The sequence below is a fragment of the Mesorhizobium marinum genome (genome assembly GCF_040813675.1).
In the GTDB taxonomy this organism is placed as follows: domain Bacteria; phylum Pseudomonadota; class Alphaproteobacteria; order Rhizobiales; family Rhizobiaceae; genus Mesorhizobium_K; species Mesorhizobium_K marinum.
This window is the reverse complement of sequence record NZ_JBFOCI010000005.1, coordinates 330,423-345,347: the sequence shown is the minus strand read 5'-3', so window position 1 is coordinate 345,347 and position 14,925 is coordinate 330,423. Positions and strand designations below refer to the sequence as shown.

Here is a 14,925-nt window from a genome sequence, read left to right as displayed (position 1 = left end):
TCCGACATAAATCCTGGCGGGTTCGACAGGCCACCGGTGCCGAAACCGTCGCCGCCCGTCCGCTACCAGTACCGGTCGTGCCAGCGGCGCGGGCGCTGCTGTTCGGCCGCGGCGTAGCCGATCGCCAGGCCGGCGATCAGGCCGAGCAGCCCGCCGAACAGCATGCCGGCGGCGCCGGGATGGTTGCGGATCGGCTGGACGACCGCGTCTGCGGCGCGCCCGGCGCCCTCGGCGATGTCGCCCGCCCGCTGCGAAAGCGCGGCCTTCAGGTTGGACAGTTCGCGGCGGAGATGGGCGATCTCGGCGGAAAGCTCGTCGCCGGATGTCCGTGTGTTGTCTGCCATGGCGTGGTCTCTCTGCAGTGAGGGATTTCGACGAAACGGCGAAAGGCGCGCCAAGGTTCCGTCGCGGCCGGAAATTGCGCCGATGCGGTGGCAGTCCCTGCGTGGCCCTTGGCGACGCGCACCGAGCGGCGCGGTCGCGGGAGCCGACATGCGCACGCGACCGCTGCGTCAGCCGTTTCCGGGCTTTTCAATCCTCCCGCTTTTCGGCAGTGTGGCCGCTCGTTGAAAATGGGAGAGCGGAATGAAGACCAGTTTTGCAGCAACCGCGATCGCGCTTGCGCTCGGAATGTCCAGCGCAGCCTTCGCCGAGCCGGTCAAGGTCGGCATGATCACCACGCTGTCGGGCGGCGGCGCGGGCCTCGGCGTCGATGCGCGCGACGGCTTCATGCTGGCGCTCAAGCTGTCGGGCACCAAGGACATCGAGGTGGTCACCGAAGACGACGCGATGAAGCCCGAGCTCGCCGTGCAGATCGCCGACAAGATGATCCAGAGCGACAAGGTCGACGTGCTGACCGGCATCATCTGGTCGAACCTCGCCATGGCGGTGGTGCCGAACGCGGTCGCCCAGGGCAAGTTCTACATCTCGGTCAACGCCGGTCCTTCGCCGCTCGCCGGCGCGAAATGCGACAAGAACTACTTCAACGTCGCCTACCAGAACGACAACTTCCATGAGGCCGCCGGCAACTACGCCGAGACCCAGGGCATCAAGAAGATGTTCATCCTGGCGCCGAACTACCCGGCCGGCACGGATTCGCTGAACGGCTTCAAGCGCTACTACAAGGGCGAACTGGTCGGCGAGGTCTACACCAAGCTCGGCCAGACCGACTATGCCGCCGAGATCGCGCAGATCCGCGCGTCGGGCGCCGAATCGGTGTTCTTCTTCCTGCCCGGCGGCATGGGCATCGCCTTCATGAAGCAGTACGCGCAGTCCGGCGTCGGCATTCCGGTCATGGGCCCGGGCTTCTCGTTCAGCCAGGACGTGCTCGCCGCCATCGGCGACGCCGCGCTCGGCGCGAAGAACACGGCGTCCTGGTCGCCCGACCTCGACAACCCGAAGAACAAGGAATTCGTGGCCGCCTTCAAGGCGGAATACAACCGCCTGCCGTCGACCTATGCGGCGCAGGCCTTCGACACCGGCACGCTGCTGGCGGCGGCCGCCGCCAAGGCGGACGTCAAGGACGCCGACGCCTTCCGCGCCGCGCTCGCGGCCGCCGACTTCGATTCGGTGCGCGGGAAGTTCAAGTTCAACACGAACCACCACCCGATCCAGGACTTCTACGTGCGCGAAGTGATCAAGGACGGCGACGGCGTGCTGACCAACAAGATCATCGCCACCAGCTTCACCGACCACCAGGACGCTTACGCCGCGGAGTGCAAGTTCTAGGGCTTCCTTCTCCCCGTTATCGCGGGGGGAAGGCGCCGGCGGGCGGGGAGGGCCAGCGCGCATGTCGCGCCCGGACGCTCTTCCGCCGCAGGCGCCGCCCGTCACCCCTTGCCTCTTCCCGTGAAGGACGGGGAGAGGGCTTTGCCTCCGTAGCTCTTCACGACCGAGTTGAACTTGCAAACAGCCCTTTTGATCGAACAACTGCTGAACGGCGTCCAGTTCGGGGTCATGCTGTTTCTGATGGCGGCTGGGCTGACCCTGATCTTCGGCGTGATGGGGCTGATCAACCTGGCGCACGGCTCGTTCTTCATGGTCGGCGCCTTCGCCTGCGCGGCCGTCGCTGCCGCGACCGGCTCGTTCTGGCTCGGCCTCGCCGCCAGCCTGGCGGCGGCGGCCGCGCTCGGCGCCATCGTCGAGATGACTGTCATCCGCCGGCTCTATGCGCGCGACCACCTAGACCAGGTCCTGGCGACCTTCGCGCTGATCCTGATCCTCTCGGAGGGCACGCGCTGGCTGTTCGGCTCGTTCCCGCTCTACCTGAACATCCCGCCCGAACTCGGCGGCGCGGTCGAACTGCCCGGCGGCGTGTTCTATCCGGTCTATCGCCTCGCCATCATCATCGCCGGCCTCGGCGTCGGCGTCGGCCTCTACTTCCTGATCGCCCGGACGCGGCTCGGCATGCGCATCCGCGCCGGCGAATCCGACCGCGAGATGATCGGCGCGCTCGGCGTCGACATCGGCACGCTATACACCGTCGTGTTCGCGCTCGGCGCCGCGCTCGCCGGCTTTGCCGGCGCCATGGTCGGCGCGCTGCAGTCGGTGCAGGTCGGCATGGGCGAGCCGGTGCTTATCCTCGCCTTCGTGGTCATCGTCATCGGCGGCATCGGCTCCATCAAGGGCGCGTTCGTCGGCGCGCTGCTGGTCGGCGTCACCGACACCATGGGCCGCGTGCTCTTGCCGCCCATGCTCGCCGCGGTCATCGGGCCGGCCCAGGCGGCCGGCATCGGCGCCGCGCTCGCCTCCATGTCGATCTATGTCGTGATGGCGCTGATCCTGGCGTTCCGGCCCCAGGGCCTGTTTTCGGCGCAGGCCTGACGATGTCGCGCGAAGCCGCCTTCAACGCCGCGCTGGCCATCCTGCTCCTGGCCGTTCCGCTGGCCGCCTACGCGCTCGACGAGCCGTTCTACGTCGCGCTGGCGACCCGCATCGCGATCCTCGCGCTCGCGGCCGCCGGCCTCAATCTTGCGCTCGGCCTGGGCGGGCTGGTCTCCTTCGGCCACGCCGCCTTCTTCGGCGTCGGCGGCTACGTCGCCGGTATCCTCGCCGTACACGCCTTCAACGCCGAACCGCTGTTCGGCCTGTTGCCGGCGTCCGACCAGATGCCGGTCGTCTGGCTGGTCGCCGCGCTGCTGTGCGCGGCCGTCGCCCTGCCGATCGGCGCGATCAGCCTTAGGACTAGCGGCGTCTACTTCATCATGATCACGCTGGCCTTCGCCCAGATGATCTACTACTTCGCGATCTCCTGGCCCGCCTATGGCGGCGAGGACGGCCTGTCGATCACGGTGCGCAACGCCTTTCCCGGCCTGTCGACCGCCAACCCCGCCGGCTTCTTCGTCGTCTGCTACGTGCTGCTGATGGCCGTGCTCGCGCTGATCTGGCGGATCGCCAATTCGCGCTTCGGCTTGGCGCTGCAGGCGGCGCGACAGAACGAGAAGCGGGTCGCCGCCGTCGGCATCAGGCCGTTCCGCGTCCGGCTGGCCGCCTTCGTCATCTCCGCGGTCATCACCGGCGTCGCCGGCGCGCTCTATGCAGACCTCAACCGGTTCGTCAGCCCGTCGATGATGTCGTGGCACATGTCGGGCGAACTCATCGTGCTGGTCATCCTCGGCGGCACCGGCCGGCTGTTCGGCCCGGTCGCCGGGGCGATCCTCTACGTGCTGCTCGAATTCGCGCTCGGCGGCGTCACCGAACGCTGGCAGCTCTTCCTCGGCTTCATCCTGCTCGGCGTGGTGCTGTTCGCGCGCGGCGGGATCGTCGGGCTGGTGGCGGGCAAGGTGCGCCATGGCTGAGCCGGTCCTCGACATCCGCGACCTCTACAAGAGCTTCGGCGGCCTGAAGGCGACCGACGGCGTCAGCCTCGATCTCAGGCCGGGCGAGATCCACGCGCTGATCGGCCCGAACGGCGCGGGCAAGACGACGCTGATCCACCAGATATCAGGCGCGCTCCGGCCGAACGCCGGCTCGATCCGCTTCCTCGGGCAGGACGTCACCGGCCTCGACGTCGCCGCGCGGGCGCGCCTCGGCCTCGGCCGCACCTTCCAGATATCGTCGCTGGCGATGGACTTTTCGGCGCTGCGGAACGTCATGCTGGCGGTGCAGGGCCGCCAGGGGGCGAGCTTCCGCTTCTTCCGAAACGTGATGAGCGACGCGACCCTCACCGAGCCGGCGATGGCGGCGCTCGGCCGCGTCGGGCTTGCCGGCCGCGCCGCGGTTCCCGCGTCGGAACTTTCGCATGGCGAACGCCGCCAGCTGGAAATCGCGATCGCCCTGGCGCTGGGATCGAAGGCGCTGCTGCTCGACGAGCCGATGGCCGGCATGGGCCAGGAGGGATCGCGCGCGCTGACCGGCCTGCTCGACGCGCTGCGCGCCGAAACGCCGATCCTGCTGGTCGAGCACGACATGGACGCCGTCTTCGCGCTGGCCGACCGCATTTCCGTGCTGGTCTACGGGCGCATCGTCGCCAGCGGGACGGTCGCCGAAATCCGCGGCAACCCCGACGTGCGCAGCGCCTATCTGGGAGAGCGGGCATGACGCTTCTCCAGGTCTCCGCCATCGAGACGTTCTACGGTCCGAGCCAGGCGCTGTTCGGCGTCGACCTCGAGGTCCGCAAGGGTGAGGTGGTCACGCTGATGGGCCGCAACGGCATGGGCAAGACGACGACGATCCGTTCCGTCTGCGGCATGACGCAGGCGCGCGCCGGGCGGATCGTCTTTTCCGGCCGCGAGGTCGTCGGCCTGCCGTCGCACCGCATCGCCCGGCTCGGCATCGGGCTGGTGCCGGAAGGGCGGCGCTGCTTTCCGAACCTGACGGTGCGCGAGAACCTGGTCGTGTCGGCGCGGCCCGGCCGCTGGACGCTCGATGCCGTGCGCGAGCTGTTTCCGCGCCTCGGCGAGCGCATGGCGCAGTATGCCGGCACGCTGTCGGGCGGCGAGCAGCAGATGCTGGCGATCGGCCGCGCCCTGATAACCAATCCCAGCCTGCTCATCCTCGACGAGGCGACAGAAGGGCTGGCGCCGATCATCCGCGACGACATCTGGGCGGCGATCCGCAGGCTGAAGCGCGAGGGCGAGGCGATCCTCGTCGTCGACAAGACGATGGACGAGGTGCTCGACGTCGCCGATCGCTGCGTCGTGCTGGAACGCGGCCGCACGGTCTGGGCCGGCGTTCCCGCGGAACTGACGCCCGACCTCCAGGATCGCTACCTCGGGGTGTGAGCGACGGCGCTGGACGCGCGGAAAAATGCAGGGCAACTTGCGCTCCGCCCGGAGACGAAATGTTGCCGGAGCAGACCGCAACGACAAGAATTCCAAACGTGCAGCCGCGAGCGAAGAGATGACCAACCTTGTGATTCGGCCCCTCGAGCAATCCGACCAGGCCGACTGGCGCAGGTTGTGGACCGCCTATCTCGAATTCTACAAGACGACTGTTGCCGAGGCGGTCTACGAGACCACCTGGCGGCGTCTTTTCGATCCCGGCGCATACGAGCCGAAAGGTTTTCTCGCCATCGCCGACGGCAAGCCGGTCGGCCTCGTGCACTATCTCTACCACCGCTCCTGCTGGTCCGAGGTGAACAACTGCTACCTGCAGGATCTGTTTGCCGACGAATCGGCGCGCGGCACCGGCGTCGGCCGGGCGCTGATCGAGGCGGTGCAGGCCGAGGCGGCGAAGGCCGGCGTCAGCAACGTCTACTGGATGACGCACGAGACCAACGAGACGGCGCGCCGCCTCTACGACCGCGTCGCCAGGCGAACCGGCTTCATCGAATACGACCTGCTGCCTGGCTGAGCCGTCGCGGACGCGACGGCGGGCGAAGGGCTCAGAACACGACTGCGAAGCGGCCCTGCGCGCGTCCCGCGCGCAGGTCGGCCAGCGCATCGCTGACATCGCCGAGCGCTATCTCCGCGACGTGCGACGCAAGCGGCTCCTGCTCGTGCAGCGCGAGCAGGTCGTGCATCTGCGCCCGGGTCCCGACGCTGGTTCCGGTGACGGTGACGCCGGTCGACGCCAGCCATTCCTGGCTGATCGCGACGGGCTCCGCGACCATGGCAGCGGCAACGATGCGCCCGCGCGGCTGCACCGCCGAGATCATGGCGTCCCAGCTGGCCGGGGTCGGCGCGAAATTGATGCAGCTCGCGACCTGGTCCTGCGGCGGCCAGGCCGTCGCCAGGCCCGCGTCCGCGACCTTGGTGTCCACGGCGCCGAGCGACGTGGCGCGGTCGAGCTTTCCCGCGTCGCGATCGACCGCCACCACCCTGGCGCCGCGCCGCCGGGCAAGCTGGATGGCGTATTGGCCAAGCCCGCCGCAGCCGAAGATCGCGCAGCATTCGCCGTGCTTCACCTGCGCACGCTCGATCGCGCCATAGGCCGTCACGCCGGCGCACATCAGCGGCGCCAGGCCGGATGCCGCGCCGGCCGGGACGCGGAAGGCGAAGCGCGCATCGGCGACGACATATTCGGCGAAGGTGCCGGCGACGTCGTAACCATGCGCGCGCTGCGACTGGCAGAACGATTCGGCGCCGTCCAGGCATTCGGCGCACTCGCCGCAGGTGTCGTGCAGCCAGCCGATCCCCGCACGCTCGCCGGGGTTCCAGTCCTGCACGTCCGGCCCGACCGCCGCAACGACGCCGATCCCCTCATGGCCGAGGATGAACGGGGACGGCGCGCTCGCCGGGGGCATCTCGCCACGCCAGACATGGACGTCGGAGTGGCAGACCCCGCTCGCCTCGAGCCTGATCAGGATCTGTCCCGGACCAGGCTCGGGGCGCGGCACGCGCGTGAGGCGAAGCGGCTGCCCGTATTCTTCCAGCACCGCTGCCAGCATGAGTTCCGACATGAAGGATGCAACTCCCGGCCCAGATGACGATCCGCCGCTTCGCAGCGTCTTCACCCGGGCGAGGGAGCCGGCATGGCGCGACCGCACAATCTCCCGGGCCGGCCAGTGTTCCGTCCGGTCCTCGCCCTGTCAAGTAAAGGTACCCGGTTCGTCGCAGTTGGCGGAGCCGCGGAAACAGCGCCGTTACCGCGAGCGCGCGCCGGGGCACGAAACCGCAACATGGCGGGGATTCAATCGGCCTGTATCGGAATGCGATGCCGCGGCGACAACCGTTCTCGTCGGCGCGGCGGCCAACGGACTGCTTGAGGCAATGCTTACCAAAAAGGGCAAATACGGGCTGAAGGCCCTGGTCTATCTCTCGAACCTGCCGCCCGGACAACTCGCCGTCGTCGCGGACATCGCGGCGAAGAACAAAATCCCGAAGAAGTTCCTGGACACCATTCTCGGCGAGCTGCGCAATGCCGGCTTCGTCCAGAGCCGCAAGGGCAAGGACGGCGGCTACAGCCTTGCCCGCCCGCCCGGCGAGATCAGGATCGGCCATGTGGTGCGCGTGCTGGACGGCCCGCTGGCGCCGATCGCCTGCGCCAGCCGCAGCAGCTACCGGCGCTGCGAGGACTGCGACGAGGCGACCTGCCAGGTTCGCCGCATCATGATGCAGGTGCGACACGCCGTCGCCGACCTCCTCGACAACCGCAGCCTCGCGGCGATGCGCGACGCCGCCAACGACGACAGGGCGACGGGCCTGCGCCTGCAGCTGTGACCGCGCGCGCAGGCTCCTGGCATAGAACCAAAGTCTAAGACGGGGCCGCGACGCCTTTGCCGGCTAAGCAAAGCGGTGCAAACGCTGCGTCTTTGCCGGTTTCGCCTTGCCGCATCCGATGGTGCAACGTCACGCCCCCGACACAAAACGATTGTCCGCCTGTCACAATCGACGGATACTCCCCTCCGCGAACCCTTCAGCTCGCCAACAAAAACGGGAGAGAAATGATGAAATTTCAGGCCCTTTCGGCCGGTACGGCCATTGCATTCAGCCTGCTGTCCTCGACGTCGGCCTTTGCCGTCACCGAGATTTCCTGGTGGCACGCGATGACCGGCGCGAACAACGAGGTCGTCGAGACGCTGTCGAAGGAATTCAACGAGAGCCAGAGCGAGTACAAGGTCGTTCCGGTGTTCAAGGGCACCTATCCCGAGACGCTCAACGCCGGCATCGCTGCCTTCCGGGCCAAGCAGCCTCCCCACATCATGCAGGTCTTCGACGTCGGCACCGGCGTCATGATGGGCGCCGAAGGCGCGGTCAAGCCGGTCGCCGAAATCCTCTCGATGGGCGGCAAGGCGTTCGACAAGAGCCAGTACCTGCCGGGCATCGTCGCCTATTATTCGAAGCCGGACGGGACGATGCTGTCCTTCCCGTACAACTCGTCCTCGCCGGTCCTCTATTACAACAAGGACATCTTCCAGAAGGCGGGCCTCGACACCGAGAACCCGCCCAAGACCTGGCCCGAGGTGTTCGAGGCCGCCAAGAAGATCAAGACCTCCGGCGCGGCGTCCTGCGGCTACACCTCGACCTGGCTGACCTGGATCGGGCTTGAGAACTTCGCCGCCTGGAACAACCTCCAGTACGGCACCAACGAGAACGGGCTCGGCTCGACCGATTCCCAGCTGACCTTCAACACGCCGATGTTCGTCAACCACTTCCAGCAGATCGCCGACCTCGCCAAGGACGGCACCTTCAAGTATGGCGGGCGCACCTCCGAGGCCAAGCAGATCTTCCTGGCCGGCGAATGCGGGCTGTTCACGGAATCCTCCGGCGGCCTCGGCGACATCGTGAAGTCCGGCATGAACTACGGCATCGGCCAGCTTCCCTACTATCCCGACGCCGAGGGCGCGCCGCAGAACACCATCCCCGGCGGCGCCAGCCTCTGGGTCTTCGGCGGCAAGTCGGACGAGGAATACAAGGGCGTCGCCGCCTTCTTCGAGTTCCTGTCGCAGACCGAGATCCAGTCGCGCCTGCACCAGGTATCGGGCTACCTGCCGGTGACGATGGCCGCCTACGAGGCGACCAAGGCGTCGGGCTTCTACGAGAAGAACCCGGCCCGCGAGATCCCGATCCAGCAGATGCTCGGCAAGGCGCCGACCGCCAATTCCAAGGGCGTGCGCTTCATCAACCTGCCGCAGCTGCGCGACATCCAGAACGAGGAGTTCGAGAAGATGCTCGCCGGCGAACAGACCGCGCAGCAGGCGCTCGACAACGCGGTCACCCGCGGCAACGCCGCGATCCAGGAAGCGATCGGGAACTGAGCAAGTCCGGCTCGGGAGCGTGATCCGTTTCACCCGCCTCCGGCCTGCCGGCCATCTCCCCCTCAAGGGGGGAGATTGGCTGGCATCGTCGCTTTCGCCAATCGCCTACGCTGAAGGCTTTGTACTTTCGCTGAAACTGCCGATTTCCTCCCTCGAGGGGGAGATGGCCGGCAGGCCGGAGGGGAGCGTCGTCGGGCGCTTGCCTCGGTCATTGCCGCGCATCGGAGCGGCCATTTGACCCCGCGCGTCGTCTTTCCGAACAAGGTGCTGCCCTACCTGCTGATCGCGCCGCAGCTGGCCATCACGCTGGTCTTCTTCTACTGGCCGGCGAGCCAGGCGCTCTACCAGTCGCTGCTGAAGGAGGACCCGTTCGGCCTCAAGTCGCGCTTCGTCGGGCTCGACAACTTCCGGCGCGTGATTGCGGACCCGAACTACGTGAACTCGGTCGAGGTCACGGCGGTGTTCTCGGTCGCCACGGCCTTCATCTCGATGGCGGTGGCGCTGCTGCTCGCCGTCATGGCCGACAAGGTGATCCGCGGCCGCAACGTCTACCGCACGCTGATGATCTGGCCCTATGCGGTGGCGCCGGCGATCGCCGGCATGCTGTGGCTGTTCCTGTTCAACCCGTCGATCGGATCGCTCGCCTACCTGCTGCGGCACTTGGGCATCCACTGGGACCCGCTGCTCAACGGCCCGCAGGCGATGACGCTGGTCGTCTCGGCGGCGGCATGGAAGCAGATCAGCTACAATTTCCTGTTCTTCGTCGCCGGCCTCCAGGCGATCCCGAAGTCGCTGATCGAAGCGGCGGCCATCGATGGCGCCAGGCCGACCAAGCGCTTCTGGACGATCGTCTTCCCGCTGCTCGCGCCGACCACCTTCTTCCTGCTCGTCATCAACACGACATACGCCTTCTTCGACACCTTCGGGATCATCCACGCCGTCACCGGGGGCGGTCCCGGCAAGGCGACGGAAACGCTGGTCTACAAGGTCTACAATGACGGCTTCGTCAACCTGATCCTGGGCGACAGCGCTGCGCAGTCGGTGATCCTGATGGTCATCGTCATCGCACTGACCGCCATCCAGTTCCGCTACGTGGAGAAGAAGGTCCACTATGGCTGACGTCGCCGCGCAATCCGGCGCATCCGCTCCGGCGTCCGCCCATCCCGGTCGGGCCGAGGAGGACGCCATGCTCGGCGTCAGCCGCACCTCGCGCTATGTCGCGCATGCCATCCTCATCCTCGGCATCGTCATCGTCGCCTTCCCGATCTACTACACCTTCGTCGCCTCGACGCATTCGCTGCAGACGATCCTGCGCCCACCCCTGCCGCTCCTGCCGGGCGACCGGTTCTGGGAGAACTATTCGGAGGCGCTGTTCGGCGGCGTCGGGCGCATCGGCGGCGTGCCGGTGTCGACGCTGCTCTTCAACACCACCGTGGTGGCGCTCGGCATCGCCGTCGGCAAGATCGTCATCTCGATCCTGTCGGCCTATGCCATCGTCTTCTTCCGCTTCCCCTTCCGGATGACCTTCTTCTGGCTGATCTTCATCACGCTGATGCTGCCGGTCGAGGTGCGCATCCTGCCGACCTACAAGGTGATGGTCGACCTCGGCCTCATCGACACCTATGCCGGGCTGATCGTGCCGCTGATCGCATCGGCGACCGCGACGCTTCTGTTCCGCCAGTTCTTCATGACCATCCCGGGGGAACTGGTGGAGGCCGCGCGCGTCGACGGCGCCGGCCCGTTCCGCTTCTTCAGGGATATCCTGCTGCCGCTCTCGCGCACCAACATCGCGGCCCTTTTCGTCATCCTCTTCATCTACGGCTGGACGCAGTATCTGTGGCCGCTGCTTGTCACCAACGACAACCAGATGAACACCATCGTGATCGCGCTGAAGAAGATGATCTCCTTCGCCGACGCGGACACCGAGTGGCACCTGGTCATGGTGACGGCCATGCTCGCCATCGTGCCGCCGATCATCGTCGTGCTGCTGATGCAGCGCTGGTTCGTCAAAGGCCTGGTGGAAACGGAGAAGTAAGCGCGTGGCAACCGTCGACCTTGACGACGTCAGAAAAGTCTATCCCGGCCGTGTCGAGGCCGTGAAGGGCGTCTCGATCGCCATTCCCGACGGCAAGCTTTGCGTGCTGGTCGGCCCGTCCGGCTGCGGCAAGTCCACGCTCCTGCGCATGATCGCCGGGCTGGAATCGATCACGGAGGGCTCGGTGTCGATCGACGGCAAGGTGGTGAACGCGATCGGCCCGACCGAGCGCGACATCGCCATGGTGTTCCAGAACTACGCGCTCTATCCGCACATGAAGGTCTACGACAACATGGCCTACGGCCTGCGCAACCGCGGCACGCCGAAGGACGAGATCGACCGCCGGGTGCGCGCCACCGCCCGGACGCTGGAGCTGGAACACCTGCTGGAACGGCGGCCGCGCGAACTGTCCGGCGGCCAGCGCCAGCGCGTCGCCATGGGCCGCGCCATCGTGCGCAACCCGAAGGTGTTCCTGTTCGACGAGCCGCTGTCGAACCTCGACGCGAAGCTGCGCGGCCAGATGCGCGTCGAGATCAAGAATCTGCAGCGTTCGCTCGGCGTCACCAGCGTCTACGTCACGCACGACCAGCTCGAGGCGATGACGCTGGCCGACATCCTGGTGGTGATGAACGCCGGCCGGGTCGAGCAGGCCGGCGATCCGCTCGACATCTACGAGAAGCCGGCCTCGATCTTCGTCGCTTCGTTCATCGGCGCGCCGCCGATGAACCTGCTGCCGACGGGAGAGGGGCGCGCGACGGCGGCCGGTGCGCCGGCAGGCGCCGCGACCATCGGCTTCCGCCCGGAGGACGCCGAAATCCTGGGCGGCGGCGAGGCGCCGGCCGGCGCGCTGCTGCTGCAGACCGAGGTCGAGGCGATCGAGCCCGTCGGCGCCGAGAGTTTTCTCTACTGCGCGGCGGCCGGCTCTCGCATCGTGGTGCGCGTGCCGGGCCGGGCGGCGGCGAAGCCGGGCGACAAGCTTGAAGTCGCGACGCGCGCCGACAAGCTGCATTTCTTCGACGGCGAGGGACGGCGCGTCGCCTGACCCCGCCTATTCGGCCGGCGGGACCTCCGTTTGCCCGCGCCGGCCCGCCAGCCTCAACACCGATCCGTCGAGCCTGGTCAGCCGCTTGCAGGCGTGGCGCAGCATCGCTGTCATGAAGACGAAGGAAATCGTGGTGGCCGTCACCGCGCCCATGATGCCGAAGGCGGGGACAAGCACGAAGAAGCCGGCGGCGCGCAGCAGGACGGTGAGCGCGATTATCCTGAGATAGCGCCCCTCATGGCCGGTCAGCATCAGGATCGATCCCGACGGGCCGGCGGCGGCCATGGCGGCAGTGCCGACCGAGAGCAGCGCAAGCGCGGGATAGTAGGGCACATAGGCCTCGTTGAAGACCATCAGAAACAGCTTGCCGCCGGCGAGCATCACCACCATGCCGGCGACGACCACCGCGAGCGTGATTGCGGCGACCGAGTTGAGCAGCGCGTTCAACTGCTTCATCTCGCCGCGGTAGTAGAGGTCCGGTATGTGCCGGGTCGAGAACATGTGCATCGTGTCGGATGCGGTGGCGAAGACATTGGCGAGCCTGGTCGTCACGAAATAGGCGCCGGCCACCGCCGGGCTCATCAGGTAGCCGATGATCAAGACGTCGAGATACTGGTTGGCCGCCTCCAGCCCGTTCGAGATCCAGAGCTTGAACGACCGCGCGCGCCATTCCCTGGGCAGGAAGCGCGGCCGCACCGACGCGAAGCCGGGATAGAGCGCGCCGATGCGGCGGCGCATGAACAGGACGTGCAGGCAGACGGCGACGCCGGCTCCCGCCGCGAAGAGGAAGAAGACGGTGCTGACCTCGGCGCTGGCGCCCGCCACGAGGATCGCGGCGAGATAGAGGACGGCGGGGACGGAGACCATCAGATTGCCGACGCCGTCGCCGGCGCCGACGCCGACGGCGGTCCGCACGAGATGCGCCGAGGTCGCCACCGCCGCCTGCATCGCCATGTAGAGCGTCACCGCCGAGGCAAGCAGCAGCGCATGGGTCGATGCGGCCCAGAGGAAAAAGCCGGACCCGACGATGGCGCAGCCGGCGGCCACCGTCGCCGCGCTGAAGACCAGGACGCCCTTCAGGGTCGGGACGTCGTTTGCCGCAGAATATTCGTTCCACCAGCGCATCAGCGACACCTGCTGGCCGAAGGTGGCGACGATGCAGAACAGGCCGGCCGCAGCGAACAGGATCGAGAACACGCCGAACGCGTCGGTGTCGAGCACGCGTGCCGCGAGCATGATCAGCGTGAAATTGGCGACGATGATCGAGCTTTTGAGGACGAACACGCCGGCGATGCCCCTGACCGCCGGGTTGCGCGCCACCGCCGTCAGCCGGCCGGCGAGGCCGGAGGCCCGGGGATCTGGATGTTGGTCGGCGGACATTCGAAATGCGGTTCCTGAGGGGCCTTCGGGGTGGCGCGATGACTGGGCCGACGCGGCGGATCCAGCCTGCGCGCGGGTTAACGGATCGTTGCGAACACCGGCCGGATTTGAATCAATTGCCACCGTCGCCGTTGGTCTTTGCGGCCGCCGGTGCGCTGCTGCGTCCCTTGCGGCCGAACCCTTCCAGCGTGCTGCGGACCTGCGGATACCTTACCGCCAGATGGCGCACCCATCGCCGCAGGCGGGCTTCCGCGACGACCGGCAGCCCGAGGGGCGTCAACGCCTGCTGGTATTCGAACAGTTCATTGGTTTCGGCATCGAACCGGCTCTTGTAGCCCAGCGTCCCGACGCTCAGGTCGAACACCGCAAAGTCCTGGTCGCGGCACCATTGCAGCGTCTTGAACAGCCCGACCAGGCCGGGCGAGCCGGACTGGGCCTCCCTGCAGGTGGTTATCGACGGGACGATCAGCGTGAAGACGTCGCCATGGGAAATGCCGTAGATGACGGCGACCGGAACCGCGCCGGTCCGCAGCGTGAACATCCGGGCGAGCGGCACGTCGCCATCCCTGTCGGCCAGCGACCGGTAGAAGGCGACCACCCTGGGGTCCAGCAGCGCGTCGTGGCGGCCAAGCTCGGCGAAGCGCGCGGTGCGGAACGCCACCATCGTCGCCATCGCCTCGTCGACCTCCGCGTTGGTGCGCGCCTCCTCGAAGGTGAGCGGCCCGATCTTCTCGAGCTTCTTCGACTTGCGCCGCACCTCGCGCGCCAGCGACATCTTTTCAGGGACGACTGACGGCCGGCCGGGGCCGCGCAGGCGCAGCGTCGTCGCGGACGTGCCCATCGGCTTCAGGAAGGCAGCGCCGCTCAGGGCGTGCGGGCGATCGTAGAGAAGGCGCGGCATCTTCTTGAAGGCAACCGCATGGACGCCGGGGACCGCCTTCGTCACCGCGCGCCAGAGCTTCGCGGTATCGGCCGCCGAAAGGGCAGTGTTGCCGAAATAGGCAGGCGCGAAATAGTCGACGATGCCGAAGTCCACCGCTTCGAGGGTGGCGACCCCGAACTTTCGCCGCTGCTGGAAGGCGAAGGCGGCGACGGGAGAACCGTCCTGGTCGGCGACCCCGACGAGCACGAGCCGCTGCCTCTCGTCGAGCATCCGCTTGCCGATCTCGCCGAGGAAGCGCTCGTTCAGGAAGGCGTGCCCGCCGCTCCTGCCGGCCCCGAAGGCGAACATCTCGCCGACGCTGCCGAACTGTCGGGCCGTGAAGGTCAGGGGTTCGGTAGCGGTCCGGTCGGCGGTGGGCGTATGGGCATTCATGACGATTTCACCTG

Annotated in this window: 15 protein-coding genes; 11 read left to right on the top strand and 4 right to left on the bottom strand. The window is 67.5% G+C overall.

From position 1 onward, the window contains the following. Positions 1 to 62: 62 nt before the first annotated feature. Complete coding sequence (locus ABUE31_RS17500; protein ID WP_367724969.1) at positions 63 to 344, bottom strand: hypothetical protein; 282 nt, start codon at positions 342 to 344, stop codon at positions 63 to 65. Positions 345 to 585: 241 nt separating this feature from the next. Here ABUE31_RS17500 and ABUE31_RS17495 point away from each other — a divergent pair, with 241 nt between their 5' ends. The 6 genes from ABUE31_RS17495 (at position 586) to ABUE31_RS17470 (ending at position 5,793) form a co-directional block, all read left to right on the top strand. After that, positions 586 to 1,728: an ABC transporter substrate-binding protein gene (locus ABUE31_RS17495; RefSeq protein ID WP_367724968.1), complete on the top strand. Its 1,143-nt coding sequence runs from the start codon at positions 586 to 588 to the stop codon at positions 1,726 to 1,728. Between the two features lie 174 nt (positions 1,729 to 1,902). Next, positions 1,903 to 2,823, top strand: coding sequence for a branched-chain amino acid ABC transporter permease (locus tag ABUE31_RS17490; RefSeq protein WP_367724967.1), 921 nt, complete (start codon positions 1,903 to 1,905; stop codon positions 2,821 to 2,823). Positions 2,824 to 2,825: 2 nt separating this feature from the next. Beyond that, entirely contained in the window at positions 2,826 to 3,797 is a 972-nt protein-coding gene (locus tag ABUE31_RS17485; RefSeq protein WP_367724966.1) for a branched-chain amino acid ABC transporter permease, read from the top strand. Next, positions 3,790 to 4,539: an ABC transporter ATP-binding protein gene (locus ABUE31_RS17480; RefSeq protein WP_367724965.1), complete on the top strand. Its 750-nt coding sequence runs from the start codon at positions 3,790 to 3,792 to the stop codon at positions 4,537 to 4,539. Before ABUE31_RS17485 ends, ABUE31_RS17480 begins: the two co-directional genes overlap by 8 nt. Continuing rightward, entirely contained in the window at positions 4,536 to 5,222 is a 687-nt protein-coding gene (locus ABUE31_RS17475; protein ID WP_367724964.1) for an ABC transporter ATP-binding protein, read from the top strand. Before ABUE31_RS17480 ends, ABUE31_RS17475 begins: the two co-directional genes overlap by 4 nt. Before the next feature lie 118 nt (positions 5,223 to 5,340). Then, positions 5,341 to 5,793, top strand: a complete 453-nt coding sequence (locus ABUE31_RS17470) for a GNAT family N-acetyltransferase (RefSeq protein WP_367724963.1) — start codon at positions 5,341 to 5,343, stop codon at positions 5,791 to 5,793. Between the two features lie 31 nt (positions 5,794 to 5,824). Here the strand turns inward: ABUE31_RS17470 and ABUE31_RS17465 are convergent, their stop codons facing one another. Then, positions 5,825 to 6,841, bottom strand: a complete 1,017-nt coding sequence (locus ABUE31_RS17465; protein ID WP_367724962.1) for an alcohol dehydrogenase catalytic domain-containing protein — start codon at positions 6,839 to 6,841, stop codon at positions 5,825 to 5,827. Between the two features lie 310 nt (positions 6,842 to 7,151). On the opposite strand from ABUE31_RS17465, the gene ABUE31_RS17460 reads away from it, so the two are divergent. From ABUE31_RS17460 to ugpC, 5 genes are all read left to right on the top strand, one after another. Beyond that, a complete protein-coding gene (locus ABUE31_RS17460) occupies positions 7,152 to 7,601 on the top strand; it encodes an RrF2 family transcriptional regulator (protein ID WP_367724961.1) in 450 nt (149 codons plus the stop codon). Positions 7,602 to 7,828: 227 nt separating this feature from the next. Beyond that, entirely contained in the window at positions 7,829 to 9,139 is a 1,311-nt protein-coding gene (gene ugpB / locus ABUE31_RS17455) for a sn-glycerol-3-phosphate ABC transporter substrate-binding protein UgpB (protein ID WP_367724960.1), read from the top strand. Between the two features lie 234 nt (positions 9,140 to 9,373). Next, positions 9,374 to 10,258: a sn-glycerol-3-phosphate ABC transporter permease UgpA gene (gene ugpA / locus ABUE31_RS17450; protein ID WP_367724959.1), complete on the top strand. Its 885-nt coding sequence runs from the start codon at positions 9,374 to 9,376 to the stop codon at positions 10,256 to 10,258. Positions 10,259 to 10,325: 67 nt separating this feature from the next. Further along, a complete protein-coding gene (gene ugpE, locus ABUE31_RS17445; RefSeq protein WP_367725040.1) occupies positions 10,326 to 11,174 on the top strand; it encodes a sn-glycerol-3-phosphate ABC transporter permease UgpE in 849 nt (282 codons plus the stop codon). 4 nt (positions 11,175 to 11,178) lie between these two features. Then, a complete protein-coding gene (gene ugpC / locus ABUE31_RS17440) occupies positions 11,179 to 12,216 on the top strand; it encodes a sn-glycerol-3-phosphate ABC transporter ATP-binding protein UgpC (protein WP_367724958.1) in 1,038 nt (345 codons plus the stop codon). Positions 12,217 to 12,222: 6 nt separating this feature from the next. On the opposite strand, the gene ABUE31_RS17435 is transcribed toward ugpC, so the two are convergent. Continuing rightward, on the bottom strand, positions 12,223 to 13,596 hold the full coding sequence (locus ABUE31_RS17435) for a lipopolysaccharide biosynthesis protein (RefSeq protein WP_367724957.1): 1,374 nt from the start codon (positions 13,594 to 13,596) through the stop codon (positions 12,223 to 12,225). 112 nt (positions 13,597 to 13,708) lie between these two features. After that, positions 13,709 to 14,911: a GNAT family N-acetyltransferase gene (locus ABUE31_RS17430; protein ID WP_367724956.1), complete on the bottom strand. Its 1,203-nt coding sequence runs from the start codon at positions 14,909 to 14,911 to the stop codon at positions 13,709 to 13,711. Positions 14,912 to 14,925 lie beyond the last annotated feature (14 nt).

Excerpts from the sequence above, each read along its gene's own strand:
- ABUE31_RS17495 (WP_367724968.1), top strand. The coding sequence starts at position 586 with ATGAAGACCAGTTTTGCAGCAACCGCGATCGCGCTTGCGCTCGGAATG.
- ABUE31_RS17435 (WP_367724957.1), bottom strand. The coding sequence starts at position 13,596 with ATGTCCGCCGACCAACATCCAGATCCCCGGGCCTCCGGCCTCGCCGGC.
- ABUE31_RS17460 (WP_367724961.1), top strand. The coding sequence starts at position 7,152 with ATGCTTACCAAAAAGGGCAAATACGGGCTGAAGGCCCTGGTCTATCTC.
- ABUE31_RS17470 (WP_367724963.1), top strand. The coding sequence starts at position 5,341 with ATGACCAACCTTGTGATTCGGCCCCTCGAGCAATCCGACCAGGCCGAC.
- ABUE31_RS17430 (WP_367724956.1), bottom strand. The coding sequence starts at position 14,911 with ATGAATGCCCATACGCCCACCGCCGACCGGACCGCTACCGAACCCCTG.
- ugpE (WP_367725040.1), top strand. The coding sequence starts at position 10,326 with ATGCTCGGCGTCAGCCGCACCTCGCGCTATGTCGCGCATGCCATCCTC.
- ABUE31_RS17465 (WP_367724962.1), bottom strand. The coding sequence starts at position 6,841 with ATGTCGGAACTCATGCTGGCAGCGGTGCTGGAAGAATACGGGCAGCCG.
- ABUE31_RS17500 (WP_367724969.1), bottom strand. The coding sequence starts at position 344 with ATGGCAGACAACACACGGACATCCGGCGACGAGCTTTCCGCCGAGATC.
- ABUE31_RS17485 (WP_367724966.1), top strand. The coding sequence starts at position 2,826 with ATGTCGCGCGAAGCCGCCTTCAACGCCGCGCTGGCCATCCTGCTCCTG.
- ABUE31_RS17480 (WP_367724965.1), top strand. The coding sequence starts at position 3,790 with ATGGCTGAGCCGGTCCTCGACATCCGCGACCTCTACAAGAGCTTCGGC.
- ugpB (WP_367724960.1), top strand. The coding sequence starts at position 7,829 with ATGAAATTTCAGGCCCTTTCGGCCGGTACGGCCATTGCATTCAGCCTG.
- ABUE31_RS17475 (WP_367724964.1), top strand. The coding sequence starts at position 4,536 with ATGACGCTTCTCCAGGTCTCCGCCATCGAGACGTTCTACGGTCCGAGC.